The organism is uncultured Campylobacter sp. (assembly GCF_938045405.1).
Lineage (GTDB): Bacteria > Campylobacterota > Campylobacteria > Campylobacterales > Campylobacteraceae > Campylobacter_B.
Map to the genome: position 1 here is coordinate 1 of NZ_CALIMW010000255.1, position 25,315 is coordinate 25,315.

27 protein-coding genes and 1 pseudogene are annotated in these 25,315 nt (G+C 49.5%); 8 read left to right on the forward strand and 20 right to left on the reverse strand.

Annotation, left to right across the window (positions count from 1 at the left end; translation table 11 throughout):
• From Q0140_RS10685 to Q0140_RS10780, 20 genes are all read right to left on the reverse strand, one after another.
• Window positions 1-374, reverse strand: a 374-nt coding sequence (locus tag Q0140_RS10685) for an aminotransferase class V-fold PLP-dependent enzyme (protein WP_297964439.1), incomplete at its 3' end; no start/stop codon positions are given.
• A gap of 10 nt (window positions 375-384) precedes the next feature.
• Window positions 385-1,551 (reverse strand): exodeoxyribonuclease VII large subunit, encoded by a 1,167-nt coding sequence (gene xseA / locus Q0140_RS10690; RefSeq protein WP_297964441.1) that lies wholly within the window; start codon window positions 1,549-1,551, stop codon window positions 385-387.
• Window positions 1,544-2,272 (reverse strand): bifunctional demethylmenaquinone methyltransferase/2-methoxy-6-polyprenyl-1,4-benzoquinol methylase UbiE, encoded by a 729-nt coding sequence (gene ubiE, locus Q0140_RS10695; RefSeq protein WP_297964443.1) that lies wholly within the window; start codon window positions 2,270-2,272, stop codon window positions 1,544-1,546. Before ubiE ends, xseA begins: the two co-directional genes overlap by 8 nt.
• A 9-nt stretch (window positions 2,273-2,281) precedes the next feature.
• Complete coding sequence (locus Q0140_RS10700) at window positions 2,282-3,700, reverse strand: CHAD domain-containing protein (protein WP_297964445.1); 1,419 nt, start codon at window positions 3,698-3,700, stop codon at window positions 2,282-2,284.
• Between the two features lie 48 nt (window positions 3,701-3,748).
• Window positions 3,749-4,159, reverse strand: a complete 411-nt coding sequence (locus Q0140_RS10705; protein WP_005869540.1) for a Fur family transcriptional regulator — start codon at window positions 4,157-4,159, stop codon at window positions 3,749-3,751.
• Between the two features lie 65 nt (window positions 4,160-4,224).
• On the reverse strand, window positions 4,225-6,057 hold the full coding sequence (gene dxs, locus Q0140_RS10710; protein ID WP_297964447.1) for a 1-deoxy-D-xylulose-5-phosphate synthase: 1,833 nt from the start codon (window positions 6,055-6,057) through the stop codon (window positions 4,225-4,227).
• Window positions 6,047-7,156, reverse strand: coding sequence for a histidinol-phosphate transaminase (gene hisC / locus Q0140_RS10715; protein WP_297964449.1), 1,110 nt, complete (start codon window positions 7,154-7,156; stop codon window positions 6,047-6,049). The genes dxs and hisC overlap by 11 nt, the downstream gene beginning before the upstream one ends.
• Entirely contained in the window at window positions 7,156-8,232 is a 1,077-nt protein-coding gene (gene pheA / locus Q0140_RS10720) for a prephenate dehydratase (RefSeq protein ID WP_297964451.1), read from the reverse strand. Before pheA ends, hisC begins: the two co-directional genes overlap by 1 nt.
• Window positions 8,216-8,656, reverse strand: a complete 441-nt coding sequence (locus Q0140_RS10725; protein ID WP_297964453.1) for a hypothetical protein — start codon at window positions 8,654-8,656, stop codon at window positions 8,216-8,218. Before Q0140_RS10725 ends, pheA begins: the two co-directional genes overlap by 17 nt.
• Window positions 8,653-10,143: a diaminopimelate decarboxylase gene (gene lysA / locus Q0140_RS10730; RefSeq protein ID WP_297964455.1), complete on the reverse strand. Its 1,491-nt coding sequence runs from the start codon at window positions 10,141-10,143 to the stop codon at window positions 8,653-8,655. The genes Q0140_RS10725 and lysA overlap by 4 nt, the downstream gene beginning before the upstream one ends.
• Window positions 10,144-10,188: 45 nt before the next feature.
• Window positions 10,189-11,235 carry an LptF/LptG family permease gene (locus Q0140_RS10735; RefSeq protein WP_297964457.1) on the reverse strand — a complete coding sequence of 349 codons (1,047 nt, stop codon included), beginning with the start codon at window positions 11,233-11,235 and terminating at the stop codon, window positions 10,189-10,191.
• Window positions 11,232-11,789: an aminoacyl-tRNA hydrolase gene (pth, locus tag Q0140_RS10740; protein ID WP_297964459.1), complete on the reverse strand. Its 558-nt coding sequence runs from the start codon at window positions 11,787-11,789 to the stop codon at window positions 11,232-11,234. The genes Q0140_RS10735 and pth overlap by 4 nt, the downstream gene beginning before the upstream one ends.
• A gap of 8 nt (window positions 11,790-11,797) precedes the next feature.
• Window positions 11,798-12,334: a 50S ribosomal protein L25/general stress protein Ctc gene (locus Q0140_RS10745; protein WP_297964461.1), complete on the reverse strand. Its 537-nt coding sequence runs from the start codon at window positions 12,332-12,334 to the stop codon at window positions 11,798-11,800.
• Window positions 12,335-12,582: 248 nt separating this feature from the next.
• A complete protein-coding gene (locus Q0140_RS10750; protein ID WP_005869553.1) occupies window positions 12,583-13,800 on the reverse strand; it encodes a PilT/PilU family type 4a pilus ATPase in 1,218 nt (405 codons plus the stop codon).
• A complete protein-coding gene (locus Q0140_RS10755; protein ID WP_297964463.1) occupies window positions 13,800-14,807 on the reverse strand; it encodes a transaldolase in 1,008 nt (335 codons plus the stop codon). Before Q0140_RS10755 ends, Q0140_RS10750 begins: the two co-directional genes overlap by 1 nt.
• A complete protein-coding gene (gene serB / locus Q0140_RS10760; protein WP_297964464.1) occupies window positions 14,800-15,423 on the reverse strand; it encodes a phosphoserine phosphatase SerB in 624 nt (207 codons plus the stop codon). Before serB ends, Q0140_RS10755 begins: the two co-directional genes overlap by 8 nt.
• Before the next feature lie 31 nt (window positions 15,424-15,454).
• Window positions 15,455-16,189 carry a metallophosphoesterase gene (locus tag Q0140_RS10765; RefSeq protein WP_297964466.1) on the reverse strand — a complete coding sequence of 245 codons (735 nt, stop codon included), beginning with the start codon at window positions 16,187-16,189 and terminating at the stop codon, window positions 15,455-15,457.
• 42 nt (window positions 16,190-16,231) lie between these two features.
• Window positions 16,232-17,239, reverse strand: a complete 1,008-nt coding sequence (gene argC / locus Q0140_RS10770) for an N-acetyl-gamma-glutamyl-phosphate reductase (RefSeq protein WP_297964468.1) — start codon at window positions 17,237-17,239, stop codon at window positions 16,232-16,234.
• 1 nt (window position 17,240) lies between these two features.
• Window positions 17,241-17,732, reverse strand: coding sequence for a transcription elongation factor GreA (greA, locus tag Q0140_RS10775; RefSeq protein ID WP_297880017.1), 492 nt, complete (start codon window positions 17,730-17,732; stop codon window positions 17,241-17,243).
• A gap of 48 nt (window positions 17,733-17,780) precedes the next feature.
• The gene (locus tag Q0140_RS10780; RefSeq protein WP_297964470.1) at window positions 17,781-18,968 is read right to left on the reverse strand and encodes a DUF354 domain-containing protein; all 1,188 of its coding nucleotides are present in this window, start codon (window positions 18,966-18,968) and stop codon (window positions 17,781-17,783) included.
• Window positions 18,969-19,036: 68 nt separating this feature from the next.
• On the opposite strand from Q0140_RS10780, the gene Q0140_RS10785 reads away from it, so the two are divergent.
• The 8 genes and pseudogenes from Q0140_RS10785 to Q0140_RS10820 form a co-directional block, all read left to right on the forward strand.
• On the forward strand, window positions 19,037-19,537 hold the full coding sequence (locus Q0140_RS10785; RefSeq protein ID WP_297964472.1) for a hypothetical protein: 501 nt from the start codon (window positions 19,037-19,039) through the stop codon (window positions 19,535-19,537).
• Window positions 19,538-19,950: 413 nt separating this feature from the next.
• A complete protein-coding gene (surE, locus tag Q0140_RS10790; RefSeq protein WP_297964474.1) occupies window positions 19,951-20,730 on the forward strand; it encodes a 5'/3'-nucleotidase SurE in 780 nt (259 codons plus the stop codon).
• The gene (locus Q0140_RS10795) at window positions 20,723-21,391 is read left to right on the forward strand and encodes a tRNA threonylcarbamoyladenosine dehydratase (RefSeq protein WP_297924780.1); all 669 of its coding nucleotides are present in this window, start codon (window positions 20,723-20,725) and stop codon (window positions 21,389-21,391) included. The genes surE and Q0140_RS10795 overlap by 8 nt, the downstream gene beginning before the upstream one ends.
• A 678-nt stretch (window positions 21,392-22,069) precedes the next feature.
• On the forward strand, window positions 22,070-22,567 hold the full coding sequence (locus Q0140_RS10800) for a nitroreductase family protein (RefSeq protein ID WP_005869576.1): 498 nt from the start codon (window positions 22,070-22,072) through the stop codon (window positions 22,565-22,567).
• Between the two features lie 2 nt (window positions 22,568-22,569).
• Window positions 22,570-23,420 (forward strand): annotated as a pseudogene (gene modD, locus Q0140_RS10805) (ModD protein).
• 116 nt (window positions 23,421-23,536) lie between these two features.
• Window positions 23,537-24,238, forward strand: coding sequence for a molybdate ABC transporter substrate-binding protein (modA, locus tag Q0140_RS10810; RefSeq protein ID WP_297964476.1), 702 nt, complete (start codon window positions 23,537-23,539; stop codon window positions 24,236-24,238).
• Window positions 24,235-24,903, forward strand: coding sequence for an ABC transporter permease subunit (locus Q0140_RS10815; protein WP_297964479.1), 669 nt, complete (start codon window positions 24,235-24,237; stop codon window positions 24,901-24,903). The genes modA and Q0140_RS10815 overlap by 4 nt, the downstream gene beginning before the upstream one ends.
• 65 nt (window positions 24,904-24,968) lie before the next feature.
• Window positions 24,969-25,315 (forward strand): superoxide dismutase family protein (locus tag Q0140_RS10820; RefSeq protein ID WP_297964481.1); only part of this gene is annotated, 347 nt, incomplete at its 3' end.

The window sequence follows — 25,315 nt, forward strand, 5'->3', positions numbered from 1 at the left end:
CTCTCCTCGCTGCTTGCGACCACGCGGTAGTTTATGCCGAGCACGCCCGCTTCCTTGATCGCTTTGCTTGTCCAGTTACCCGTGTTGGCGTATTCTGCGACGCCGCCTGCGTATAGGTTCATCGGCACCTGCGCGAATTGCAGGCTCGCGCCGCCTTGCAAAAATAAAATCGTAAAATCGTCCGAAAAGCCGTAGAGATCGCGTACGCGGTCCATCGCGCTATGCAGAACTTCCTCAAAAATTTTGGTGCGGTGCGAGATCTCCATTATCGAAAATCCCAGCCCTGCGTAGTTTAGCAGCTCCTCTTGCGCCTGCTTTAGCACGCCCAGCGGGATGGTGCTAGGTCCTGCGCTAAAATTTAAAACCCTATCCATTTTGCCTCCTTTAGATGATTTTTGCATTTTTGCTGAGCTGCTGCGAGCAAAGGACGAACTCGTCGCCCGCGGCAAGCTCGCCCAAGCTCACCGTTTTGCCGCCCTTTTGGATTTGAACGAGGTCTTTGGTGATCTCAAAAAATTTCGCCTTTTGCGCCAAAAGCTCATCCTTAGCGCTTAGCGTATGCTCTGCGGTGCTTAGCTTGGAGGCCACGAAGCTTTTAAATTTAAGCTCGAAATTTAAAAGCTTTGCAAGCGAGCCTGAAATTTTTGGCTCGACCGATTTTGATTTAAGCTCTAAAGCTGCGAGGCTCAGCACGTTTTGTGCGGATGAAATTTTATCTTTTATCAGCCTATCAAACGCGTCGCTTATGCCGTCTAGGCTCTGAAAGATCGCGCAAATATCGGGCAGCAGGTCGATCATCGCGGCGGTGGGCGTGAGGCTTCGGTGATCGGCTACGAAATCGCTGATGCTAAAATCGATCTCGTGCCCGACCGCCGAGATGACGGGCGTTTTGGCTGCGTAGATCGCGCGCGCCAGAGCCTCGTCGTTGAAGCACCACAGATCCTCGCGCGAGCCGCCGCCGCGAGCGATTACGATCGCATCGTAGCCCTTTGCGTCGGCTACGCGCAATGCGCTTATGATCGAAGCAGGCGCGCTCTCGCCTTGCACTAGCGCGTTATACAGATCGATCTTGCAAAGCGCGAAGCGGTCCTGCGCCGTGCGAAGCATATCCGCCTGCGCCGCGGAACCCGCGCTTGTAATGATCGCGATGCTTTGGGCAAATTTCGGAAGCTGTTTTTTATGTGCGGCATCAAAAAGCCCCTCTTTGCTAAGCTTATCTTTTAGCGCGGCAAACGCCGCTTCCAGTTCGCCCTCGCCGCTTTTGCGTATATTTGATACCTGGATCTGATACGCGCCCGTGGGAGCGTATAGCGAGACCTTGCCGCTTACGATGAGCTTATCGCCGACGGCGGGGATAAAATTTATCCGCGCGGCGTTAAATTTAAACATCGCGCAATCGATCGCCGCGCTTGCGTCTTTGATCGTAAAATACCAGTGCCCGCTCGTGCTTTGAATTCTAAGCTTAGATATCTCGCCCTCGACTTCGACGAAGCTAAAGCTCGTCTCCAAAAGCGTCTTAGCTTGGGCGTTTAGCTCGCTTACGCTAAGCATCGTCGCTCTTCCGCGCGATTTTCTCCGCGATGAAAAGCGTGCTGACGTCGAAGCTGAAGCCCTTTTGCACGCGCAGCTCAAAGCCCGCGTTTTTGAGCTTTTCGCTAAAGCTCGCGGCGTCTAGGAAGCTGCCGATGGAGCTTGGCAGATACTCGTAGGCTTCTTTATTTTTCGAGATAAAGGCGCCGATTTTGGGCAAAATTTTGCTCACGTAAAAATCTCTGATTTTAAACGCGAGCCCGCCGCTTGCGGCTTTGGTAAATTCCAAAACCACGAGCGAGCCGCCCGGTTTGATGATCCGATTAAACTCCGCAAGCGCCGCGTCCAGCTCCACGACGTTTCTTATGCCATAGCTGATGCTTAAAATATCCACGCTTGCATCATCTAACGTCGTGGCGCCCGCGGTTGCTTTGATAAACTCGCAGCCAGGGAATTTTTGCCTCGCCACTTCGAGCATCCCTTCGCTAGGATCGATCCCTACGATCCGCTCGATCTGCACGCCGTGCTGAGCCGCGCCGTCGCGCCATGAGCTTATCATATCGCCCGTACCGCACGCGACGTCGGCGATACTCACGAGCCTTCCTTTAAGCTTTTCAAGCGTTAGTTTGACCGCTTTTTTGCGCCACGAAACGTCCACGCCGAAGCTGATGGCGCGGTTTGCCAGATCGTAGGTAGGCGCGATCTCATCGAACATCTTTATGATTTTTTCCTGTTTTTGCACGGGCTTTCCTTATTCGTATGCTTTGATTTTGCGCAGCGATTTTTTCAGAGCGCGCAAAAGAGCCTCTTTTTCATTTAAAATTTTTTCCTCCAGCTCGGCGCGGCGGTCGTTTAAGCGGGCGTCCAGAGCCAGCAGATACGCAAACGCGACGCCGCTTTTATCGCTTGCTTTTTGATAGATCGCGATGAAATTTTGCCACACGCTGATATCTTGCAGCGCGCCGAAATCCTCGCAGACGGCCTTGGTGCGTTTAAACAGCTCCCTGACGCAGCCCTCATCAAAGCTTCTTACAAAAATTTCAAGCGCGTATCGCAGCCTCTTTAGCCCTATACGCGCGTCGTGAAATGCCTGCAGCGATGAGCCTTGCTTTAAATTTTTTAGCTCCGCGCGCAAGCTTTTAATCAGCTTGCAGAGGCGGGCGGAGGCGAACTTTTTTGAAATTTTTTCATATTCGCTGCGTGCGTAGATGCCGTCCGCGCCGCTTAGAAAGCCGCTAATAGCGCCGCTTAAATTCGTAAATTCCGCGCTAGAAAGAAATTCCAAAATTTTATCCTCCGAGCGCTTCGCGATAAGATTTAGCTGCTGCAAAAAGCTCGCAGGCGCGTCGTCGGCTTTTAAAAACTCCGCAAAAACGTGAAGGTCTCGCAGCTGATTGCTGCGGCTCATAAATTCTGCGAGGAGTTTTAAAATTTCATCCTTTTTTTCAGCTTCGAAAAGCGGCGCGGATAGCTTCAAAACGGCTCTAAATTTACGAATCTGCACGCGCAGCTCGTGAAGCGCTTCGGGGGCTAGGCTTTTTTGATATTCGCTCTTTGCGCCGCACGCCCTCGTCCACGCTAGCTCAAGCGCCAAACGCGCGAGCTTAACGCTGTCCGCATAGGGCGGCGCGAAAAATTTAACTCGGCTAAATTTTTTAAAAACGTTGCGGGCGTGCGCGAAATCAAGCGAGCGCGGCGGTACGCCGTAGCGCGCCAGATAGCGGCTTTTGTAGCGGTAATCGTCTGTGATCTCGCAAAAATCGGTGCTGCCGAAGGTTTTTACAAAATCAAAATTTGTGCTTGCCGCCTCGCTTTGAAATTTCGCTCGTAAAATCACGAGCGTACTTAACTCTCCGCCGTAAAGCTCTAACCAAAACTCCGCCTCGTCGTTAGCAAAGCCGTAGCGGTTCTTTTGCACGACGCGGGCGATCCTGCTTTTTAAAGCCTCTTTGAAATCATCTTTTGAAATTTTAAAATTTAGAGTTTGTCTGTCGAGATCCTCTTTTTTGTGGTGCAAAGAGCACTCGTCGTTTTGGCGGATGTAGTAAATTTCGGGATAGAACGAAGTATAAAACCAAGCGATCTTTACCTTGCGACATTTTAGCCCCGCACGCTCTAGCGTCCGCAGAATCGAATCGTCGCTCAATAAAAATTTACGCTTAGTTTGCATACCCGCTCCAAAAATAAAGTGGGTAATAATAGCAGAAAATTCTTTAAACTATCTACACTTTTCGCAGTCTTCGACCGTAGCCGTGATATTTAGCTTGCGGATGAAATTGCCCGCTTTGCGCTCGATGTTTTTCAAAACGTCCTTATTAAAGGCATCATCCATGAAAAGATCCGTGACATTGCCGCATTTTTCGCATACGACGTGGATGTGCGGCATCTGATAAATGTCGTAGCGGCTCTTTTTATTCGGCGCATTGACCTCGACTACGACGCCCTCGTCGAGTAGGGTGTTTAAATTTTTATAAACCGTCGCTAGCGAAATAGATGGATAGTCCTCCTTGATCCCCTCGTATAGGTCATCTATACTTGGATGTTCGTGGCGATCTAGCACCTTTAGGATGCACAATCTTTGAGGAGTTGCTTTCAAACCGCAAGTTTTGAGTAGTTCTACGTGGCTCATTTTTGTCCTTCAAAAAATTTTAAAGTGATATTATCAAATTTTACTTTAAACAAAGTTGATATTAACTAATACTTTTTATCACTTAATATTCGCTCGGTTAGAGTTTGGATATCCAAGCCCAAGCTACGCTCCACGTCGGCAGTCTTGCCGTGCGGTAAAAATATATCGCCGAACTCAAAGCTCACGATCTTTACGTCCGAAATTTCATTTTCTTGCAAAAATGCGCTTAAAATTTCACCGACGCCGCCTTTTTTGGCGTTATCGCTAAAGACGTACCAAATTTTATCTTTGCGAGCTAAGCTTCGCAAAAACTCGGCGTCCAAAGGCTTTGCAAAGACTAGATCCACGACGTCCGCTTCGATCTGCCCCTCCAGCGCCTCGGCCGTTTTATACGCTCTGCCCGCGCCGTTTCCGTAGCCGATGAGCGCTACGTGTGCGCTATCGCTGCGCTTTAAAAACACCGATTTTGCAAGTTCTACCGCAAATGCGCCGGTCTCGTCGCAGCCCAAGATAAAGCTTCCGCGCGGATAGCGGATCGCCAAAACCCCATCGTGAGCGTAGGAATACTCGATAATCCGTTTAAAGCTCGTCTCGTCCCGTGGCGCGCACATGCTGACGTTTGGTATCGCGTTTAAGAAGCTCACGTCAAAGACCCCCTCGTGCGTCTCGCCGTCCTCGCCCACGATGCCCGCGCGATCCATCGCAAGGACTAAGCTTAAGTTCATAATCGCCGCGTCGTGGACGATCTGATCGAACGCGCGCTGCATGAAGGTCGAATATATCGTAACGTACGGCTTAAAACCTTCGCGCGCCATCGCAGCCATCGAGCTTAGCGCGTGAGGTTCGGCGATCGCTACATCCCAGAAGCGGTGGGGAAATTTCTCGATCAGTTTATCCATGCCGGTGCCGCTTGGCATCGCGGCAGTTACGCCCACGACGTTTTCATGCTTGGCGGCCAAATTTAAAAGCGCTTCGGCATAAATTTGCGTGGCACTTTTGGCGGCGGATTTTTTCTTAAATTCTCCGCTTTGAATATCGAAAGGCCCTACGCCGTGCCAGCTCTCCAAATAGCCCTCGGCCTTGTCATAGCCTTTGCCTTTGATCGTCTGAGCGTGCACGACGACGGGCTTGCGCGCGCTTTTTGCCGTCTTTAGCGCCGATATGAGATCGGCTAGGTTGTGGCCGTCCACCGGGCCGATGTATTCGAGCCCCAGCTCCTCAAAATACATCCCCGGGATGATGAGCTTTAAGGAATTTTCAAAGCGCTTCGCCATATATGTCGCGCTTTGCGGAGCGTGGGAGAGCAGTTCTCTTACGTGGGATTTAAATTTTTGATAGGTCTCGCCCGCCATCGCTTGGCTTAAGTATTTGCTAAAGGCGCCGATGGGCTTGCTGATGCTCATTTTGTTGTCGTTTAGGATGATGATACAGGGCAGGCGCAGATCTCCTAACTCGTTCATCGCCTCGTAAGTCATGCCGCCACTCATCGAGCCGTCGCCGATGAGTACGACAGGCACGCGATCTTCGTGCTTTAGGCTTATCGCTTTTGCCGCGCCCACGGCTAAAGAGATCGACGTCGAGGCGTGTCCTGCGACGAAGTAATCAAATTTGCTCTCGCTGGGCTTCGTGTAGCCGCTGATACCGCCGAACTGCCTAAGCGAGCCGAACTCCTCCCAGCGGTCCGTTAGAAGCTTGTGTGCGTAGCTTTGGTGGCTTACGTCGAAGATAAACGGATCGTTCGCGGCGTCGAATACATAGTGCATCGCCACGATGAGCTCGACCGCGCCCATGTTTGAGCTTAAATGGCCGCCGTTTTTGCTCACGACTTCGATGATGCGCGCCCTGATCTGCGTGCAGAGCTCCCGTAGCTCCTCTAAACTTTTATTTTTAATATCCACTCAAAATCTCTCCCAGAGCGCCCAAGACGCGATCGTTTTGCTCAGGCGTACCGATCGTGATGCGCACGGCGTTTAGCCCGTAGCTTTTTAAATTTCTAATGATGATGCCGCGGCGCAGAAGCTGCTCGCAAAGCTCGCTACTATCTAGCGGCGGGCTAAGTTTGAACGTGATGAAATTTGCGTAGCTAGGGATAAATTCTAAGCTTCGCTCGCGTGCAAAATCCTCGAAGCGGCTCATCTGTGCGGCGTTGTTTTGCAGGCTCTTTTGTACGAAAGCCTCGTCTTTTAGTGCCGCAATCGCCGCTGCGAGGCTAAGCGTCGTGATGTTAAAGGGCGGTCGTAGCTTATAAAGCGCGCTTATGATTACGCGCGGCGCGATGCCGTAGCCTACGCGCATACCGCCCAGGCCGTAGACCTTTGAGAAGGTGCCTAGATAGAGCACGTTTTTAAAATTTTGAATTAAAAGCTTAGGATCAAGCCTCTTGCGTTCATCTTTAAACGCCGCAAATTCGTTGTACGCAGCATCGATCACCAAAAGCGTATCCTCATCCACGCTACGAGCGAACTCATACACCGCCTCCGCATCCAAGCACTCGCCAAGCGGGTTATTCGGCACGCACAAAAAGATGACCGAAATTTCATCCCTGTGCGCGTTATAAATTTTTAAAAGCTCGGCTAGATCGTGCTCCTGCGCGCTCGTTTTGTAAACCTTAGCCTCGCAGTGGCTTGCGTAGATGCCGTACATCGCAAAAGTGACGCCCGCTTGCAGTATCGCGCGGCGCGAATTAAGCTTGGCATGCAGCGCAAACTCGATGATCTGATCGCTGCCCGCGCCGATGATGATATTTTGCGGCTCTACGCCGAATTTCGAGGCGAGCGCCCCCTTTAGCTCATACATCGAATCATCAGGGTAAAGATGCGCGCGTGCCGCGTTTTGCGCGATCGCCTCCTGCACCGCCTCGCTCGTACCGAAGGGATTTTCGTTGCTGGCAAGCTTTAGCACGTCCTGCTTGCGGATACCAAACTCCCGCACCACAAGCTCGATCGGCTTGCCTGCTTCGTAATTGCTTAGATTTTCTACAAATTCGTTAAATTTCATCACTCCCCTCCGTTTATATAGCTTCCCAGCCAGGTGACTTCGTGTCCGTTTTTCTGCGCGTTTTGCAAAACGCGCGCTACCCGCTCGTCGTCGATGTGTCCCTCAAAATCGACATAAAAGACGCATTTAAAATCCTTAAGCTTAACAGGGCGGCTTTCAAGCTTGGTTAAATTTATCCCCTCGTTGCGAAACATCTGCAAAAAGTCCACGAGCCCGCCCGGGCGGTCGTCGGTTTTGGCTAGGATGCTCGTTTTGTTGCGGTCGCTCTTTTGGTTTTTAAAGTCGCTCAGCACGAAAAAGCGCGTGCGGTTGGCGGAGTTGTCCTCGATCTTTTGAAACATCATCGGCACGCCGTAAAGATCGGCGGCGATCTTGGAGCAGATCGCGGCGGAGTGCGGCGTGGCAGCCGCCATCTGCGCCGCAAGCGCGGTCGATTTGGTCGCGGTAAATTTAACGCCGCTAAGGCCGTGATCATCTAAAAATTTAAGGCACTGATTGTATCCTTGCGGATGCGAGAATATCTGATCTACCGTGCTTACGTCGTCGCAGTGGCTCGCAAAGCAGTGGTGGATATCCATATAAATTTCGGCGACGATCTTGACGCCCTCGTATTTTCGCAAGCAATCAAGCGTCGCTCCCACCGCGCCTTCGGTGTTGTTTTCGATCGGCACGACGCCGTATTTGGCCTCGCCGCTATCAAGCTCCTTAAAGACCGCCTCGATGTTTGAGAGCGGCAGATAGGAGCTTACCGCGCCGAAGCGGCTCTTGGCGGCTTGGTGCGAATAGGTGCCGAAAGGCCCTAAAAACGCGACGATCTGCGGCTTTTCTAAATTTCGCGAAACCGAGAAAATTTCAAAAAATATCGCCTCGATCGCCTCTTTGCTTAAATTTCGCGCCTTTCCGCCGTCTAATCTGCTGATGATTGAGCGCTCGCGCTCCGGGCGGTAGATTGCGCTGCCCGCGGTCTGCTTCAGCTCGCCGATCTTTTTGACAAACCCCATGCGCTCGTCGATAAGGCGCAAAATTTCATCATCCAGCCTGTCGATACAAACGCGCAGATCATCGATATTTTGCATCACAACCCTCCTTTTGCTCGCCCCTAAATTTCGGCGCGAATTTTAGAAATTTCACGCTGCCTCTTTTGTCGCACGCTTTGAAATTTTGACCTCGCGAACTTAAAATTTCATCGCTTAGTACAGCTACGCTGCAACTTCCGCGCACTAAGAAGACGCGATAAAATTCGTCGCAGCGGGATCTGAAATTTAAAGAGGCGCGGTTAAAATTTAAAGCTGGGCTTCGTTCTGGCGTAAAATTTAGAGGCGCATTTTGTTCGGATTTGAAATTTAAAGCGGCGGCGCGTTCAGACTCGGAATTTAAAGCGACGGTGCGTTTAAATTTTAAGACCGTGCTTGCTGCTGCGTTAAAATTTAAAGCCGCTACGCGCTCGGGTTTGAAATTTAAAATTGCGCCATGTTTTAAGCGTCTTGCCGCGCTGATCATACGAGATCCTTTTCTAGCGCGATTAGCTCATCAAAGCTTTCGCGCTTTCTGATCAGGCGGTCCTGCCCGTCGTAAACCGCGACCTCGGCGGCGCGGCAGCGGGTGTTGTAGTTGCTCGACATCGAAAATCCGTAGGCGCCGGCGCTTTTGATCGCGAGCAAATCGCCGCTTTGCAGGCTAGGCAGGCTCGCCCCTTTGGCCAAAAAATCGCCGCTTTCGCAGATCGGCCCCACGACGTCGCAGAGGCTTAAGCTCTCTGCAGAGCTTTGCGGCGCAGAATTATCCACGGCGGAGCTTAGATTAGAGGAATTCTGTGGCGCGAAATTTCCTTGCAAGCTTTGTGAAACGCCGTTTTGCGGCGTAGAATTTTGCGGTGCGAAATCCTCTGAAGCGGACTTAGCCTCGATGCCGAAAGCTTTGCTATGCGTGGAATTCTGCGCCGTGAAATTCTCGGCTAAATCTTGCGTAATGCCGCTTTGCTGAGAGGAATTTCGTGCCGTAGAATTCTCGGTGTCGTTTTGGCTCGCGCAGCTTTCGCAGGCGAGATTCTGCTCGCTTACAAGCTCGATTTTATGGTGCGCGCCGTAGAGGCTCGGGCGTATGAGATCGTTCATCGCGCCGTCAACGATGACGAAGCGCTTGCCGCAGTTTTGTTTTTCATAAAGCACGCGAGTAAGGAAGACGCCCGCTGCTCCCGTGATGAAGCGCCCCGGCTCGCACACGATCGTGACATCTAGACCGCTTAGGCTCTTTAAAATCCCTTGCGCGTAGTCGTAGAGCACGATCTGTTTTTCATCCTCGTAGCGGATGCCGATGCCGCCGCCCACGTCGAAAAATTTTATATCAATCTCAAGGGCTCGCAGCTCTCGCAGCAGATCGCTTACAATCTTTGCGGCGTCGCAGATCGGAGAGATGTCCGTGAGCTGGCTGCCGATGTGAAAGTGGATACCGACGGGATTTAAAAATTTGCTCTTTTTGGCGTAGATATACATCTTGCGCGCGGTCTCGATGCTGACGCCGAATTTATTCTCATTTAGCCCCGTGGAGATGTAGGGGTGGGTCTTGGCGTCAACGTTTGGATTTACACGGATACTAATGCGAGCGGGCTTATTTAGCTTTTGCGCGATTTGCTCCAAGCGCAGCATCTCGGCTTGGCTTTCTAAATTTATCAGCAAGATGTCCGACTCCAGCGCAAACTCGAGCTCGCTGTCTTGCTTGCCGACGCCTGAAAATATGATCTTATAGCTCTTTGCGCCGATATACAGAGCGCGGCGCAGCTCGCCGATGCTGACGCAGTCAAAGCCGCTGCCCAGATCTGACAGAAACTTCAAAACGCTAAGGTTGGAATTGGCTTTAATAGCGAAGCAAACGAGCGACTTGCGCGCTGCAAAGGCCTCTTTGAGCGCTATGAAATTCTTTTGTATCTCGTTAAAATCGTAAACGTATAAAGGGGTGCCGTATTTGCGGGCTAAGCTTGAATAATCCATAGAATTTCCACCGATAAATTTTGCGCCATTCTAACAAATCAAGGCTTAACGATGCTTAAAAACCAAAAATGCTGCAAAGCCTAATAACGCTGTTATGGGCACGATAATGCCAAGTTCTGGGATGATGACGCCGTTGAGAGAAAACCTAATTAACACGAAAAGCACGCCCCAAGCGCATAGCGTAGCGATAAAAAATCCAAAGCTTAGTAGCGCGAGATTAAAAAATCGTCCCGTAACGGGCAGGTAGTAATACAGCACCAATACTGCCAAAGGCGCAAACAATGGAAAAAATATCATATTATAAAGACTTGCTTTTATAGTGGAGATATTCACGCCTTGATGCGAAAAGGTGCGGATCGAACGCAAAGCATCCCTGATCGAATATACATTACTCGTATCATAAACGCTTGCAATTGAGCTTGGATCAAAGCCCTTAAGCGCCTCGCTCTGCGCGCTAAGCTTACTTTTTAATCCACTTCCTCCAAGTTTAAGCTGCGCTGGTAAAGTAGTGGTATTTACGTCGCGCAGATGCCAAATTTTACCTGCGTATTCGCCAGAGCTTGCATGCGAGCGTGAAGCAACGGAGTTATCACCCACATCAAAGATCGTTATATCATTTGCGTTTTTGCCGTTTAGAGCTTTGATGTAGATATATTTATCCTCAAATTTCAAAAACATATCTCCCCCCGTAGGCGATAAATCGGTTAAATTCTTTTGAAATTTTAGCGCGTATGCAAACGAGGTGGAATTTAAAGCTATAAAGCCCGCAGTAATCGCAAGTGCGATCAAAAATGGAGGGATTATCAGAGCGTTTTTGCTAACTCCAAGCGCATAGAAGCTCACCAGCTCGTTGCTACGGATCATATTAAAGCCCATCAAAATAAGCGCAAAAATAAGACTTAGCGGCAGCGTGTAGCTAAGCGCGACCGCTGCAGTTAGAGCAATATACAAAAGAGCGGTATTCGCGCTTGAAGGAAAATCTTTGAGATTAGTAAGCACATCGATGCCTACATAAAAGCACTCAAGGGCTATTAGCAGGATAAAAAAATACTTCAGATAAGAAAGAGCCGCGTATTTTACGTATAACTTCACACCCTAGCCTTTTTAATCGTAAATTTTTGCGCGATCTGCTCTATATCCGAGCAAATGAGCTCTTCTACCGCGCGCGCGACATAGGGTAAAATTTCATTCAGCTTCTCGCGCTCGCTTTCGTTAAAATTTCCGAGTACGAAATTTGCCGCGTCCTGCCCTTGCTGTTTTTTACCCACGCCGATACGCACGCGCTCGTAATCCGCGCCGATTAGCGCGTCGATCGATTTGATCCCGTTGTGCCCGCCGCTACTGCCGCCTTTTTTAAATTTAACGGCGCCTAGATCCAAATCTATATCGTCGTGCACTACGATGATGCGCTCGGGCTTATAAAAATCATTCACCGCCTTTACGGAGTTGCCGCTTAAGTTCATAAAAGTTTGGGGTTTTAAAAGAAGAAGCGAGCCCTTTTTAAAAAGCTCGCCTTGGAATTTAGACGAGCCGAGCTCGCTAAAGCCGCCCGTCTTTAAAATTTCGTCGATTAGCATAAAACCGACATTGTGTCTGGTATCTGCGTATTTCTGAGCAGGATTCCCAAGTCCTGCGATCAGTATCATAGGCGCCCCTATTTAGCCGAAGTAACTCCGACTACCGCCACCGAGCCGTCTAAAATGATGCTGACGCCCTCTTTTACCGGAATATCGCGGATCAAAAGCGAATCGCCTACATCAAGATCGGTTACATCCAGCGTAAAATCGTTTGGTAGATCTTTGCCTGCGCATTTTACGGCGATACGGCGCTTGGATTGCACCAAAATACCTTTGTTTTTTAGCCCTTTAGCGACGCCAGTTACCTTAACCGGCACTAAATATTTACTTACGACGTCATCCTGAACTACGCGTAAATCTACGTGAGTTAGGGTATTTGTAACGGGGTGCTTTTGGTATTCTTGCACGATGACGCGATATGTCTTACCGCCCACGCTAACCTCGAAGGGAAGATCTTCTTTTGCGCGCATGGCTTTGATAAAGTCGTTTACTTTAAACGCTGCGTTAATATTTTCAAATCCTTTCGCATAAATATTAGCGATTAGATAACCATCTCGTTTTAGGGATTTTGAAGCCCTTTTACCGATACTATCTCTAACAATACCTTCTAACATTAGGTTTCCTTTGTGAAAAAATGAAGCGTGATAATAGCTAAATGTTGCTTTAAATCTATTTAAGCGCCACGATGAAATTTAGAAGTAAAGCCGCACGGAATTTAGCCGATTAAAATTTACGCTAAATCCTGCAAGTCACGGCATATTTGTACACAATGGGACAGACGAATAGAGTTCTGCCTGCGCGGCGGCAGGCAGAACTCTTTAAATTTTAAATTGCAAAAATTTAGAATTTTAAAATTTACGACTTAGCGGATCTCTTTTAGTTGTACGACTTCGCCTGCGAGCATCTCCTCGGCGCTCTCTCCGGATTCTGCTGCCAAATCCCTTTTTTTGGCAAGATCTACGTTTTTGATCTGCAGATCGAGGTCGTTTCGCTTAGAGGCCTTATCCAGCGCCTCTTCGCGGGTAATGACGCCATCTCTGTAAAGATCAAGCAGGTGCTGATCGAAGGTCTGCATGCCGTAGGTGTTGCGACCGTCGGCGATCGCGTCCGGAATTTCATCGTCGCGCGCATCAAGTATCATATCCTTAATACGAGTGTTTTTGCGCAAAATCTCTACGACGGCCACACGCTTGCCTTCGATAGTACGGGCAAGGCGCTGAGAGATGACCGCTTCTAGGACGGATGCTAGCGTCATTCGGATACGCTCCTGCTCAGCCTGCTCGAACATCGCAATGATTCGGTTTACCGTCTCTTTTGCGTCAATAGTGTGCACCGTCGAAAACACTAAGTGGCCCGTTTCTGCGGCATGAAGTGCGGTCTCGATTGTTTCCAAATCACGCATCTCGCCCACAAATATAACGTCCGGATCCTCTCGCAGCGCGGCGCGAAGCGAATCGGCGAAGTTGTTGCAGTCCTCACCGATAGCGCGCTGATTGATGATGCATTTATCGTCTTTAAATACGAACTCTACGGGGTCTTCGATCGTAACGACGTGGCTGGTTCTTTGTCTATTTATGCGATTGATCATGCTTGCGATCGTTGTCGTCTTTCCGCTTCCGGTAGGTCCGGTAAGCAGCACGACGCCGCGCATAGCCGTGTCACAAATATCTTTGATCGAAGGCGGCAGACCTAGATCGTCGATCTCTGGAATTTTAACCGGGATCGTTCGGAAAACCGCGCTGATACCGTCGATTTGAAAGAAAATATTAACGCGGAAGCGATAATCTTCGTTTAGCTTGTAGGTAAAATCCACGCTCTTTTTCTCGATAAGCTCAGGAAAGCGCGTGATGAGAAGCTCCTTAGCTAGCGTCATCGCGTCTTCTTTCAAAAATGGCGTTTTGCTAAATTTTACCAGCTCACCATGGATACGACCTCTGATAACCGCGCCTGATTTGATATGAAGGTCGCTACCGCCGTTTTGGATCAAAAATTCCAGATATTTATTTAGCCTATCTCGCTGCTTAAAATCCAGCGTAGAAGCGTCAACTTGATACTGCGAATAATCTATAGAACCCGCCATCATTTCTCCTTTTTAAGTGTTTTTATTATCTCTTTAAATGCTTCTTCAAAGGCCACCAGTCCGTCATCCAGCAGCTTTTTATATGCCTTTTTCATATCGATCTTCGCATCCGCTACGCGAGCGAAAAATTCCTCTATCTGCGTATCGCTAGGCGGCGTTTTGGGTTTTTGATCGCCGCTTACAAAAGCCTCTATGGTCTCAAGCGGCGCGGTGTTTACGCAGCCCGGATACATTAGCTCGCTTACGTAGTAATCCTTCGGTAGATCGTCTCCTTTTACCCCCGTGCTCGCAAACAGCGGCTTTACGTAGTTTAAATTTTCTTTAGCGATGATATTGTAGCATTTTGAAGCGTTCATCGTGCCGATTTTGCCGGTAGGAAGGCCTGCCGCGGCCATTTTTTCATCCAGCAGCCTATCGAAGCGGCTAACGAAGATGCTAATTACGGTTTTTGGTAAATTTGCTTTCGGGAAGTAGCGACGAAAGCCCGCAATTCCCTCTTTTATCGCCTCGATGCATTTTACGGCCTGCTCTGGTGAAAAAACCAAGGTCGCGTTTACGCTGATCCCCTTTTTTAGCAGATCGCGCATCGCTTCGTAGCCCGCCTTGGTCGCAGGGATTTTGATCATAACGTTTGGCATGCCGATCGTGCCGTATAGGTGTTTGCCCTCGCGATACATCGCTTCGGCATCGTCTGCGAAATATGGATCGACCTCGATACTCACAAAGCCGTCATCGCCGTTAATAAAATTTTTAAGCAGGCTCTCCGCCGCGCTTCTGATGTCCGCGGTAGCTAAAATTTCATACAGCTTTTTAGGCTCTTTTTTTCTAAATTCCTCTTTAGCTGCATCGTATGCGGGGGAGCTTAGGATCGCATTTTTAAAGATCGCGGGATTGGAAGTCGCACCGTTAATTATGCCTTTTTTGATCAGCTCGTCGAAATCTTTATCGATAAAATCGCGCTCCAAAAAGTCGCACCAAAGGCTGAAATTTAGGGCTTTATCATACATATTTCATAATCTCCTTCAAATCCTTTTTTTCAATGCAGACGCTCGCGTGCTCTTTTAAAATTTCATTCGCGCAAAAGGCGATTGTAAGTCCCGCCTCGCGAAACATCGAAACGTCGTTCGCGCCGTCTCCCACGCACATGACCTCGCTAGTATCTAGCCCCATCAGAGATTTAAGCTGCGCAAGTAGCGCGCCTTTTGAGTATCCAAACATCATCTCGCCGCCGAAAAGCCCGGTTAAAATTCCGTTTTTTTCATGCAGATAGTTCGCAAAGCTCGCGTCAAAACCTAGTTTTTTCTGCGCGGCGTCCGTGGCTAGATGAAATCCGCCGCTAAAGACGATCACTTTTATGCCTTTATTTTTCAGATACGCGATGATCTCGCTAGCGCCGCAAACAAAAGGCAGGCTTTCTGCGATAGCTTTAGCATCGCTAAGCTTCATACCCTTTATCAGCGCCACTCGCTCGCTAAGGCTCTCGAAAAAATCAAGCTCGCCCGCCATCGCGCGCTTCGTAATTTCGCTAACTTGTCGCTGCGTGCCCATTTTAGCGGCGAAAAAACCTATCGTCTCGCCGTCCATCAGCGTAGAATCAAAGTCGAAAACACAAAGCTTTATCATAAATATCCTCGCAAAAATTTAGGAATTATAGCTAATTTAAGTTTAAGTTTTTTGGAATTAGCATAAATTTTTCGCTTTTTGCGACCTCGTAAATTTTGCTCCCGGCCCCGAACGAACATAAATTTATATATTTTTTTTCGCCGAAATATAAAATTTCATCTTGATGATAATGCCCTTCGATGATCAAATTTGCCGCGTAAAAATTGATCTTCGGCGCGATTATATCCTTGAAATCCGGCATTTTTTTGTATAGGTTTTTCCCCTCTTGCGATTTTAAGATCATCTTTGAAATTTTAAATTTTAAAGCGCGATCGAGCAAGTCCATAAATTTCAGAAAAGTTCTGTTTCGCAGCGAAAGCAGCGCAAATTGCGTCAGGCGCGGCAAAAACAGATCGCCGTGCGCAATCTGCACCGCCTCGCCGCCCTCGCAGATAAATTTCACGGGCTGCGCGCCGTTCGGATAAACTTTTGCGCGGGGGAAAATTTCGCGCAGATTAAAATCGTGGTTGCCCTCGAAGTAAAAAATTTCGCATTTTTGCGACAGCTCGTTTATTAGCGCGATCTCCTCTTCGTAGAAGCGCTGCACGTAGGTCGTGTTTGCCAAAAAATCAAACATATCGCCCATCATAAAAATTTGAGGCGGCGGCGCGGGTTCAGCCTTCAGCGCGCGCAGAAATTTCAAAAATTGCGGTCTGCTCGCGCCCGTGTGCGCATCGCCGATAAATATCGCGCCCTGGTTTATCGTCTGAATTTGATCATTTTGCATTTAGGCTCCGGCGCGTGACGGCTTTTGCAAAAAGCTCATCGCTTAAATTCCGTGCGCGATGCGCGGCAGCGCCGTATCTTCGGCGAATCCGCACATTAAATTTGCGTTTGCGACCGCCTGCGACGATGCTCCGCGCAAAAGATTATCGATCGCCGAGTTGATCCAAATTTTATCGCCCGCAGTTTTTACAAAAATATCGCAAAAGTGCGTCCCTGCGACGTTTTTTATACTCACGGGTTCGCTTCGGACGCGCACGAAAGGCTCGTTTTCGTAAAACTCCCGCAGCACCGCCTCTGTGTCCACGCTCTTTTGCAGCACGCCAAACGCGCTAACTAGCATTCCGCGCGTAATCGGCAGCAAATTCGGCACGAAAAGCGTGCTAAATCCGCCGCCTCTTAAAATTTGCAGTTGCTCTTTGATCTCGTCTGCGTGGCGATGCGAGATCGGCGAGTAGGCGCCCGCGTTTTCGTTTACGCTTACGAAATGGCTGCTTGCTTTAAGGGCCTTGCCTGCGCCGCTTACTCCGCTTTTTGCGTCGATAAATACGCCGGTATCCGGATCTAGTAGCCGCATAAACGGCGCGAGCGCCAAAATGGAGCAGGTGGGGTAGCAGCCTGGATTTGCGGTAAGTCGCGCCGTGCGGATCTTTTCGCGATTTAGCTCGGGCAGTCCGTAAACGGCGTGGGCTAAATTACGAGGGTCTAAATGCGTGGTGTAATTTTTCTCGTAAAGCTCGCGACTTAGGCGGTAATCAGCCGATAGATCGACTACCTTGACGCTTTTAAATTTTAAAATTTCGCGGGCAAATTCCATCGCTTTTTCATGCGGTAGCGCTAAGAAAATAAGATCGCATCTTTGCGCCGCAACACGAGCGTCCGCAGCTTCTATGCGCATCTCAAACACGCCGCGCAGCTGCGGGAAAATTTCACTTATCTCACCATCTGTCGAAGCGCCCAAATACGAAATTTCAAAGCTCGGATGTGAAAGTAGAGCCTTAATCAGCTCAAGCCCCGTATAGCCGCTAACGCCGATGATGCCTACTTTTTTCACGCTAATTCTCAAATTTTATCGGCTTGTATTCGACGCTTAAAATTTCCACGTCGCGCGTGCCTGATGGTAGCTGAAGCACCACCTCATCGCCCTCTGCTTTGCCTAAAAGCTGGCGTGCAAGCGGCGTGTTAATATTGATGAGCTTACGCGAGATATCTGCCTCGCTAAGGCCTACGATCGTGTAAACCTCCTCCCGCTCGGTCTCCACGTCCATAAAGGTAACGGTGGAGCCGAATTTTACGCGGTCGTGCTCGTATGTAGAGGGATCAATGATCTTTGAGCGAGAGATGATGTCGCTAAGCTCGGCGATACGCGAGAGCAGAAACGCCTGTTCTTCGCGCGCCGCGTGGTACTCGGCGTTTTCTTTCAGATCGCCGTGTCCGCGCGCGATGTCGATCTGCTGCACGATGTGAGGCAGCTTCACGCTCTGAAGCTCTTTGAGCTCGGAGGTGATCTTTTCATATCCGTAAAGCGTCATTGGTTCTGTCGTCATAATCTTCCTTTCTTTTTATCAAATTATATAAGCTTTAGCCTTAAAATTTTAGCTCGCAGGCTGCGTTAAAATTTTTGCCACGTTTTCGCTGGAGCCGAGCTTTAGATAATCTCGCAGCTTCTTGCTCGCAAGTTTAAATTTCGCGGCGTCGCAGCGCTCGTATGCGGCGAGTAGGTTTTGCGCGCTTACCTCGGATTGCAAAAGCTCCTCATGTAGCGGCTCCTCGCCCAAAAAATCAAAAATAATATTCGCAAGCCCCACGTGCTTTAGCTTTACGAGCTTTCGCGCGAGCCAAACGTCAAACGCGCGAGCCTTGTAGCACAGCACGAACGGAGTGCCGATGAGCGCCGCCTCAAGCGTCGCCGTACCCGAGCAGATGAAGGCGAAATCGCAATCTTTAAGCGTGGCGGGAGTATCGTTTGCGATGCTAAAGCCGTCCAGAGGCCCGTAAATTTCATCTCTTTGATCCATCAGATGCGGCGGGATTATTAAGGTTCGCTCGCTATTTTCAAATTTAGGCGCAAGGGCTCTAAAAATCGGCATCAGCCTTGAAATTTCAGCCCTACGCGAGCCCGGCATAAAGGCGATCTTGCCCCGTTTTTCGTAGCTTGATTTTTGGAATTTTATCTCATCAAGCAGCGGATGCCCCACGAAAGAGTACTTTGCGGTTTTAGCGCTTTGGCTGCTTTGGCGCGCGGCATCCTCTTTCGGCTCAGCGTCTTTATCTTTTGTTTCTTGTAGCGAGGCGTCTTTGCTCTCCGCTTCTTGCGGCACAGCGCCTTTATCTACCTCGTAGTCCGCGCCGAAAAATTTCGCCTCAAAAGGCCAGATTGAGAGCAGATTATCGCAAAACGCCTTCAGCTTCTCCGCTCTGTGCGGCTTCCACGCCCAAACCTGCGGCAGGATATAATATGAAATTTCCGCGCGCGCGCCGCTTTCTTTGATCGCGCGAGCTAGCGGCAGATTAAACGCGGGCGAGTCGATCAAAAGCACGCGATCGCACTCCGCCGCAAGCCGCGTCATCTGCGCTACGGCGCGCCTAGCCTTTAAAATCAGCGGCAGAATTTCAATAAAGCCCATCGCCGAAAACTCGCTGCTTTTGTATATCGGCGAGCCCAACTTTTCATCGAAAATTCCGCAAATCTCGCAAGCGGGATCGAGTTTTTTAAGATGCGCTAGAACCTCTTTAAAATGCAGATTCGCCGAGGGTTCTAGGCAAGAAATTAAATATTTCAAATTTAGCCTTTTAAATTTTTGTTAATTATAGCAAAATGTGCTAAAATTAAGCCGACAAAGGATTTAAGATGAGAAATTTTAAAATTTTAGCGCTATGCGGCGCGTTCGTGATGTTGCTAGGCGGTTGCGGCGCGGCTAAATACCAAAAGCGTCAAGTCACCGAGGATCCCGCAGTAACGGCGCGTTTTGAGGCGCTTAGTAAGCTAGGCTCGCCCGCACTCGTCGCTAAAGCCGCAGCTAGCGAGATCGCAGCAGACGTAGGCGGCGCCAAGCCCCACGTTAAGGTCGCGCAGTTTGCCTTCCTCGAAGAAATTAGCGCACAAGGAAGCGATCTGATCTATGCCTACTCGCTAAGCCCTGGCTGGGCGAGCTTAAAAAGCTCCGATCGGCAAAAATATCTCAAATTGCTAGCCAAGGATATTACCGAAAATGACTGCAACGCACCTAGTACGCGAGCTTTATTGCGAAGCGGAGTGCGTGAAGTGCACCGATTTTTCTACGATTATCCAAGCTCGCACCTACTTGATTCGCAGGTAAGCGAGGAGATATGCCGCAAAGCAGGGTTATAGATAAGTCTAGCGTAATTTTTATGCCGCGGATTTGCATCGGCGCGAAAGCAAAATTTCGTGGTGTAAAATTTTACGATAATTTAAAAGACAAATTTTGCGGCGAGTTGCGGAGTGCGGTCGCAAAATTTAATTTAAGAAATTTCGAAAGTGAAATTTAGGAGATGAAATTACGTGGCAGGCTATAAAATTTGTAGCGAAAAAAGATAAAATTTCGTAGCAAAAAGGCGGAATTTTTCTATGGATTTTGTAATCTAAGCTAACGTGAAATTTCACGGAAAAATTTGGCGCGACGGAATTTTATGCCACGCAAGCTAAATAGCAATTTTTGCATAGTAAAGAATTAAGCGCTAAAATTTTACAGACAGAATTCCGCTCTGATAGGTCTGTCGCGAAATTTTAGTTAAAGAGAGAATATGAAAGAAATTTTAATCACCAATGACGATGGATTCGAAGCGCGCGGTCTTTTGGAGCTCGCAAGCGCGCTAAGATCGGTCGCAAACGTCACTATCGTAGCGCCGAGCTCGGAGAAATCGGCATGCTCGCACTCGCTCACGCTCACGCGTCCGCTTAGATTTGTAAAGCTAGACGACGGATTTTTCAAACTCGACGATGCTACGCCCGCAGACTGCGTGTATTTGGCGCTCCGCGCGCTGTATAACCATAAGCCCGATCTTGTGATAAGCGGCATAAATCACGGCGCCAACGTCGCAGAGGACGTGACCTATTCTGGCACCTGCGGAGGCGCGATGGAGGGGGTTTTGCAAGGCATTCCCGCGCTTGCGGTGAGCCAGTTTTACGTCGCGGATTCGCTGCAGCGATACGGATTTGATCTCGCGTGCGAGCTCGCGGTGGAATTGGTCGAGAAAATCTTTAATAAAGGCTTTCCTCTGCCGCCGAAGCAGTTTTTAAATTTAAATGTCCCTGCCGTTTCAAAGCAGGATTTTAAGGGGCTAACGGTCGCTCCGTGCGGCGAGAAGCTCTATGATACCGACGCGCAGCTAAACCGCAATCCGCGCGGAATAGAGTATTATTGGCTCGGCAAATCTACGCTCAGTTTTGATGCGAGCAGGAACGAAAACAGCGATATTTCGGTGCTGTTTGAGGGGCGAGCGACATTAAGTCCGATCAAGCTAAATTTAACCGCGCACGAGCAGATGAGCGCGCTAGAAAGGTGGATGAAAAACGATGAGTGAGGTCGTAGTAGACCGCTTTTCGCGCTCGCGCCTGCTTTTCGGCGAGGATTTTGCAAGGCTGCAAAGCGCTAAAATTTTAATCTGCGGCTGCGGCGGCGTGGGCGGAGCGGCGATAGAGGCGCTGTACCGCAGCGGCGCGGTGAATCTAAGCGTGATCGATTGCGATCGCTTCGAGATAACCAATCAAAACCGCCAGCTTGGAAGCGAACACGTAGGCGAGCTAAAATGCGAGGTTTTCGCGCGCAAATTTAAAGGCGTGACGCCGATCGCCGCCAGGATCGATGAGGAATTTTTGTCGGAATTCGACCTCGGCAAATTTGATTTCGTAATCGACGCGATAGACGACGTGAGCGCCAAGATCGCTCTTGCGCTACGCTGCAGCGAGGCGGGCGCGGGCTTCATAAGCTCGATGGGCAGCGCAAAGAGGCTCGATCCCGCTAAAATCAAAATCCGATCAATCTGGCAGACGCAAGGCGATCCGCTCGCGCGCAAGATCAGATATGAGCTGCGAAAGCGCGGCTTTGCGGGCGATTTTGACGTCGTCTGCTCGAGCGAGCCGCCGCGCGTCAAATCGATGGGTAGCTTCATGGGCGTGACCGCGAGCTTCGGGCTTTTCATCGCAAGCTACGTCGTGCGCAGGCTGATAGGCGAGCAGGTTTAACGCTTAAATTTCATAGCGCTTCGGCGCATGGCTCCGCCTAGTCGTGCTTGGCGGTTAAATTTTAGATATTTTGAGCTTTTGATCTGAGCGCGCTTTGCATGCGGTACGGCGCGGCAAGTGCTTTGCGGACGCGCATGCGGTTAAAATTCAAAAGCGGCGAAAGCGGAATTTTACCTAGCGACGAAGATAAAATTTACTCGGCGCAAAGGTGAAATTTCATTGCTGCGAAGGATAAAATTTTATCCGCAAAGATCGACGCAGACTCGGCGCGAGATGAAATTTAAGGACCACGCGAGCTACACGCACATATTGATGCATACGGCGTGTCATTTTAGCAGGTGCCAGATAGCAGCCTAGGATTAAAAATTAAATACGCGGATCGCAAGCTTGCTTGTGAGCGAAATTTTGATTGAATTAAGTTCGCGCAGCTATCCTATGCGGCGTGTTTCATAGTGATGAGGCTTGAAATTCTATCGCGACTTTACGCTTTTTGATGCAAAAAGAGGCGTGCTCAGGCAAGCAAAACCAAATCTGCGCGCATTAGCCGCCGCGTAGCGCCTAAATAAGCGTAAAGTGTAAGCAAGGCTCAAGCAAACGCAGCGGCAAGCTTACTTCTAAATTCCATTTTTTACCGCTCGCAAAAAGCGGAATTTAGAAATTTAATTTAAAGGAGCAGCGATGAATGAAATTTTTACACGCACGAGCGTGCGGAACTTTACCGAGAAAATGCCGAGCGACGATCAGATCGAGCTCGTGCTAAAAGCCGCGATGCAAGCCCCTAGCGCGGGCAACCAACGCTCATGGGAGTTTTACGTAGTGCGCGACCGCACCGCCCTTACGCTACTTAGCAGCGTCGGCACCTACGGCGGCTGCACGAAGGATGCGCCGCTTGCGATCGTGGTCTGCACGCGCAAAAGCGGCTTAAAATTCCAGCCCTACGCTCGCTACGACTGCGCTTGTGCGGCAGAAAATCTCTGGCTGGCAGCGCACCATTTGGGGCTTGGCACCACGTGGCTGGGCGTAGCGCCCGATATTTACGCGATGGAGCGCGTAAGAGAAATTTTGGATCTGCCTGGGCATTTAGAGGCGTTTTGCATTATGCCTTTGGGCTTTCCGTCTCGCGTCACAAAGGCGCATTCACGCTTTGAGCCCGCTAAAATTCACTTCGTAGGCTAGATATGTTTATTTCGCAGAGTAAAATCGACGATCTAATCGCTAGCGACGGCGCGTTTTTGGACCTTACGACCGAGCTTTTACGCGGTTGCGCGGATTTGGGCGCACCCGCGCGGCTTTCGATCGTAACGAGGCAGGATCTGATCTTTAGCGGCGGGCAGATCGCGCGCGGAGTGGCGATGCGCTTCGGCTGCGAGATGCAGCATCTAGCGCGCGAGGGAAGCGCATTTTGCGCGGGGGATGAAATTTTTAGCGCGCGGGGGAGCTTCGAGAGCCTGCATAAAGCTTGGAAGATCGTTCAGATCGTATTTGAGTACTCCTGCAAAATTTCAACCTACGCGCACGAGATGGTTGCGCTGATGCGAGAGGCTAATCCGCGCTGCGTGCTGGGTGCGACGCGCAAGAGCTTTCCTTTTGCGAAGGAGCTTTGCGTAAATGCGCTGATCGCGGGCGGCGGGAGCATGCACCGCTTGGGGCTGCACGACAGCGTCCTGTTTTTTCAAACCACATCCGCGCGTTTGCGAGCTTTAGCGAGTTTTGCGCGCAGATCGCTAAATTTAAAGAGCGCGCGCCCGAGCGAAAGATCATGATCGAAGTAGCGAGCGAGCGCGAATTTAGCGAGCTCTTAAGATACGCGCCGGATGCGATAATGTGCGATAAGATGAGCCCTGGCGAGCTTAGAGCCTGCGTTTTGAGGCGAGATGAAACGGCGCCGCAGATTAAAATTTGCGCTGCGGGCGGCATAAATAAAAATAACTGCGCCGAGTTTGCGGCTACCGGCGCGGACGTGCTCGTAAGCTCGGCGGTTTGGAATCAGGGCGTGTGCGATCTAGGCGGAAAGATAGAATTTATCTAAATATTAAATTTTAAATTTAAGGAGCGGCGTGCTAAATCAAGGGATTGAAAGCGCAATTTATTAATAAATAAGAGTATATTTTGTAAAATTCTTAAAATTTCAAAAAAAGGATTTTCATGAAAAAAATTGCTTTTATTTTAGCGCTTGCGGCAAGCGTTTCGTTCTGCGCGGATCAGCTGATAATCGCAGCTGGCGGCGGATATAAAAAGCCCGTCTCGGCCGTGATCGAAAATTTGAAAAAAGAGGGCATGGACGTGGCTGGATCATTTGCCAACCTCGGCCAGCTCGTCATTCAATCGCGCGAGAATAAAATTTCATTCATCGTGGGCGACGAGGCGTTTTTGAAAAAAAGCGATCTAAATATCACTAAATTTGAACGCGTCGGGCGCGGCACGCTTGTTTTGGTGACGCCGAAAAATATCAAAATAAACGATGTCTCAGAGATCGCAAAATTCGATAAAATCGCGATGCCAGATCCCAAAAAGGCGATTTACGGTATCAGAGCGAACGAGTTTTTGCAAAACGCCAAGATGGATGGGGTAAAAGATAAAATTTTAGCCGTCGCGGGCGTGCCGCAGGTGGTCGCTTACGTCATCAACGGCGAGGTGCAGGCGGGCTTTATCAACAGCACCGAAGCGGTCGCCAAAAAAGATGAGTTCGGCTCGATCATCTACATCGACGAGAGCCTCTACAGCCCCGCATACATCGGCATCGCAAGGCTTAGCGCGTGCGGCGATGAGGCGCTTTGTGAAAAGGTGATGGAGGAGTTTAAATCGGACCGCTCAAAAGAGATTTTTTTAAAATTCGGTCTTAAATGAGCGACGTCGCTTGGATCGCGCATCCTCTGATACTAAGCGCGAAAGCCCTGTTTTGCAGCTTTTTGCTGCTGATTTCAATAGGGCTAGCAATTGCGTATTTTTTAGCTTTCAGCAAAGCTAAATTTAAAAAGATCGTCGAAATTTTAGTGATTTTTCCGCTCATCTTCCCGCCGATCGCGACGGGATTTTTGCTTCTTTACATCTTCGGGAAGAGCGGATTTATCGGCTCTGCGTTGAATTTAGACATCGTTTTTAACTTTTCTTCATTGGTAATCGCCGCATTTTTGGTGGGGCTGCCGCTGTTTGTAAAGCCCGTGTGTGCGAGCTTTGAGCTCTTTCCGAAAAGCCTAATCGAAGCCGCGCAAATTTTGGGCAAAAACAGAGCTCAAATTTTCCTCTTCGTAATCCTTCCAAGCTCGCTTAAAACGCTAGGCTCCGCGCTTATTTTAGCGCTTTCGCGCGGGCTTGGCGAAGTGGGCATCACGCTGATGCTGGGCGGAAATATCGTGGGTAAAACCGACACGTTAGGCCTTGCGATCTACAATGCCGTGTATGACGGAGAGAACGAGCGGGCGCTGATTTTAAGCCTTTTGCTCGTGATTTTCAGCTTGATTTTATTCTTCGCGATAAGCCTTTTAGATAAAAAGCAAAATTTATCTAAATAAGAAAAATTATTTTTTAAGTATTTTTGGATAAAATTACACTCGCATTTTATTTTAAAGGATTTATCATGAAGAAATTTCTAATTTCATCAATTTTAGTCGCAAGCGCCTTAATCGCTCACGAGCACGGCGATATGCAAAATTTCGACCCTAAGACCGGCAAGCACCTCGTCATTGCGATGGAGCAACTAGGCGAGAAGGGCAACGTAACCGTCGGCGAGGTCGTAGCGGTCGAGACGAACTACGGCGTGGCGTTTTTCCCGAATTTAAAGGGTCTTACTAGCGGCGTGCACGGCTTTCACGTGCATCAAAACGCCGACTGCGGCGCGACCGAGAAGGGCTTAGGCATGAAAGCTGGCGGCCACTGGGATCCGAGCGATACCAAAAAGCACTCGTTTGCTTGGGACGATAGCGG

Bases quoted from the DNA above. Each gene is read 5' to 3' on its own strand.
- xseA (WP_297964441.1), bottom strand. From the start codon at position 1,551: ATGCTTAGCGTAAGCGAGCTAAACGCCCAAGCTAAGACGCTTTTGGAG.
- Q0140_RS10700 (WP_297964445.1), bottom strand. From the start codon at position 3,700: ATGCAAACTAAGCGTAAATTTTTATTGAGCGACGATTCGATTCTGCGG.
- Q0140_RS10705 (WP_005869540.1), bottom strand. From the start codon at position 4,159: ATGAGCCACGTAGAACTACTCAAAACTTGCGGTTTGAAAGCAACTCCT.
- hisC (WP_297964449.1), bottom strand. From the start codon at position 7,156: ATGAAATTTAACGAATTTGTAGAAAATCTAAGCAATTACGAAGCAGGC.
- pheA (WP_297964451.1), bottom strand. From the start codon at position 8,232: ATGCAAAATATCGATGATCTGCGCGTTTGTATCGACAGGCTGGATGAT.
- Q0140_RS10725 (WP_297964453.1), bottom strand. From the start codon at position 8,656: ATGATCAGCGCGGCAAGACGCTTAAAACATGGCGCAATTTTAAATTTC.
- lysA (WP_297964455.1), bottom strand. From the start codon at position 10,143: ATGGATTATTCAAGCTTAGCCCGCAAATACGGCACCCCTTTATACGTT.
- pth (WP_297964459.1), bottom strand. From the start codon at position 11,789: ATGATACTGATCGCAGGACTTGGGAATCCTGCTCAGAAATACGCAGAT.
- Q0140_RS10745 (WP_297964461.1), bottom strand. From the start codon at position 12,334: ATGTTAGAAGGTATTGTTAGAGATAGTATCGGTAAAAGGGCTTCAAAA.
- Q0140_RS10750 (WP_005869553.1), bottom strand. From the start codon at position 13,800: ATGGCGGGTTCTATAGATTATTCGCAGTATCAAGTTGACGCTTCTACG.
- Q0140_RS10755 (WP_297964463.1), bottom strand. From the start codon at position 14,807: ATGTATGATAAAGCCCTAAATTTCAGCCTTTGGTGCGACTTTTTGGAG.
- serB (WP_297964464.1), bottom strand. From the start codon at position 15,423: ATGATAAAGCTTTGTGTTTTCGACTTTGATTCTACGCTGATGGACGGC.
- Q0140_RS10765 (WP_297964466.1), bottom strand. From the start codon at position 16,189: ATGCAAAATGATCAAATTCAGACGATAAACCAGGGCGCGATATTTATC.
- greA (WP_297880017.1), bottom strand. From the start codon at position 17,732: ATGACGACAGAACCAATGACGCTTTACGGATATGAAAAGATCACCTCC.
- Q0140_RS10785 (WP_297964472.1), top strand. From the start codon at position 19,037: ATGAGAAATTTTAAAATTTTAGCGCTATGCGGCGCGTTCGTGATGTTG.
- surE (WP_297964474.1), top strand. From the start codon at position 19,951: ATGAAAGAAATTTTAATCACCAATGACGATGGATTCGAAGCGCGCGGT.
- Q0140_RS10795 (WP_297924780.1), top strand. From the start codon at position 20,723: ATGAGTGAGGTCGTAGTAGACCGCTTTTCGCGCTCGCGCCTGCTTTTC.
- Q0140_RS10800 (WP_005869576.1), top strand. From the start codon at position 22,070: ATGAATGAAATTTTTACACGCACGAGCGTGCGGAACTTTACCGAGAAA.
- modA (WP_297964476.1), top strand. From the start codon at position 23,537: ATGAAAAAAATTGCTTTTATTTTAGCGCTTGCGGCAAGCGTTTCGTTC.
- Q0140_RS10815 (WP_297964479.1), top strand. From the start codon at position 24,235: ATGAGCGACGTCGCTTGGATCGCGCATCCTCTGATACTAAGCGCGAAA.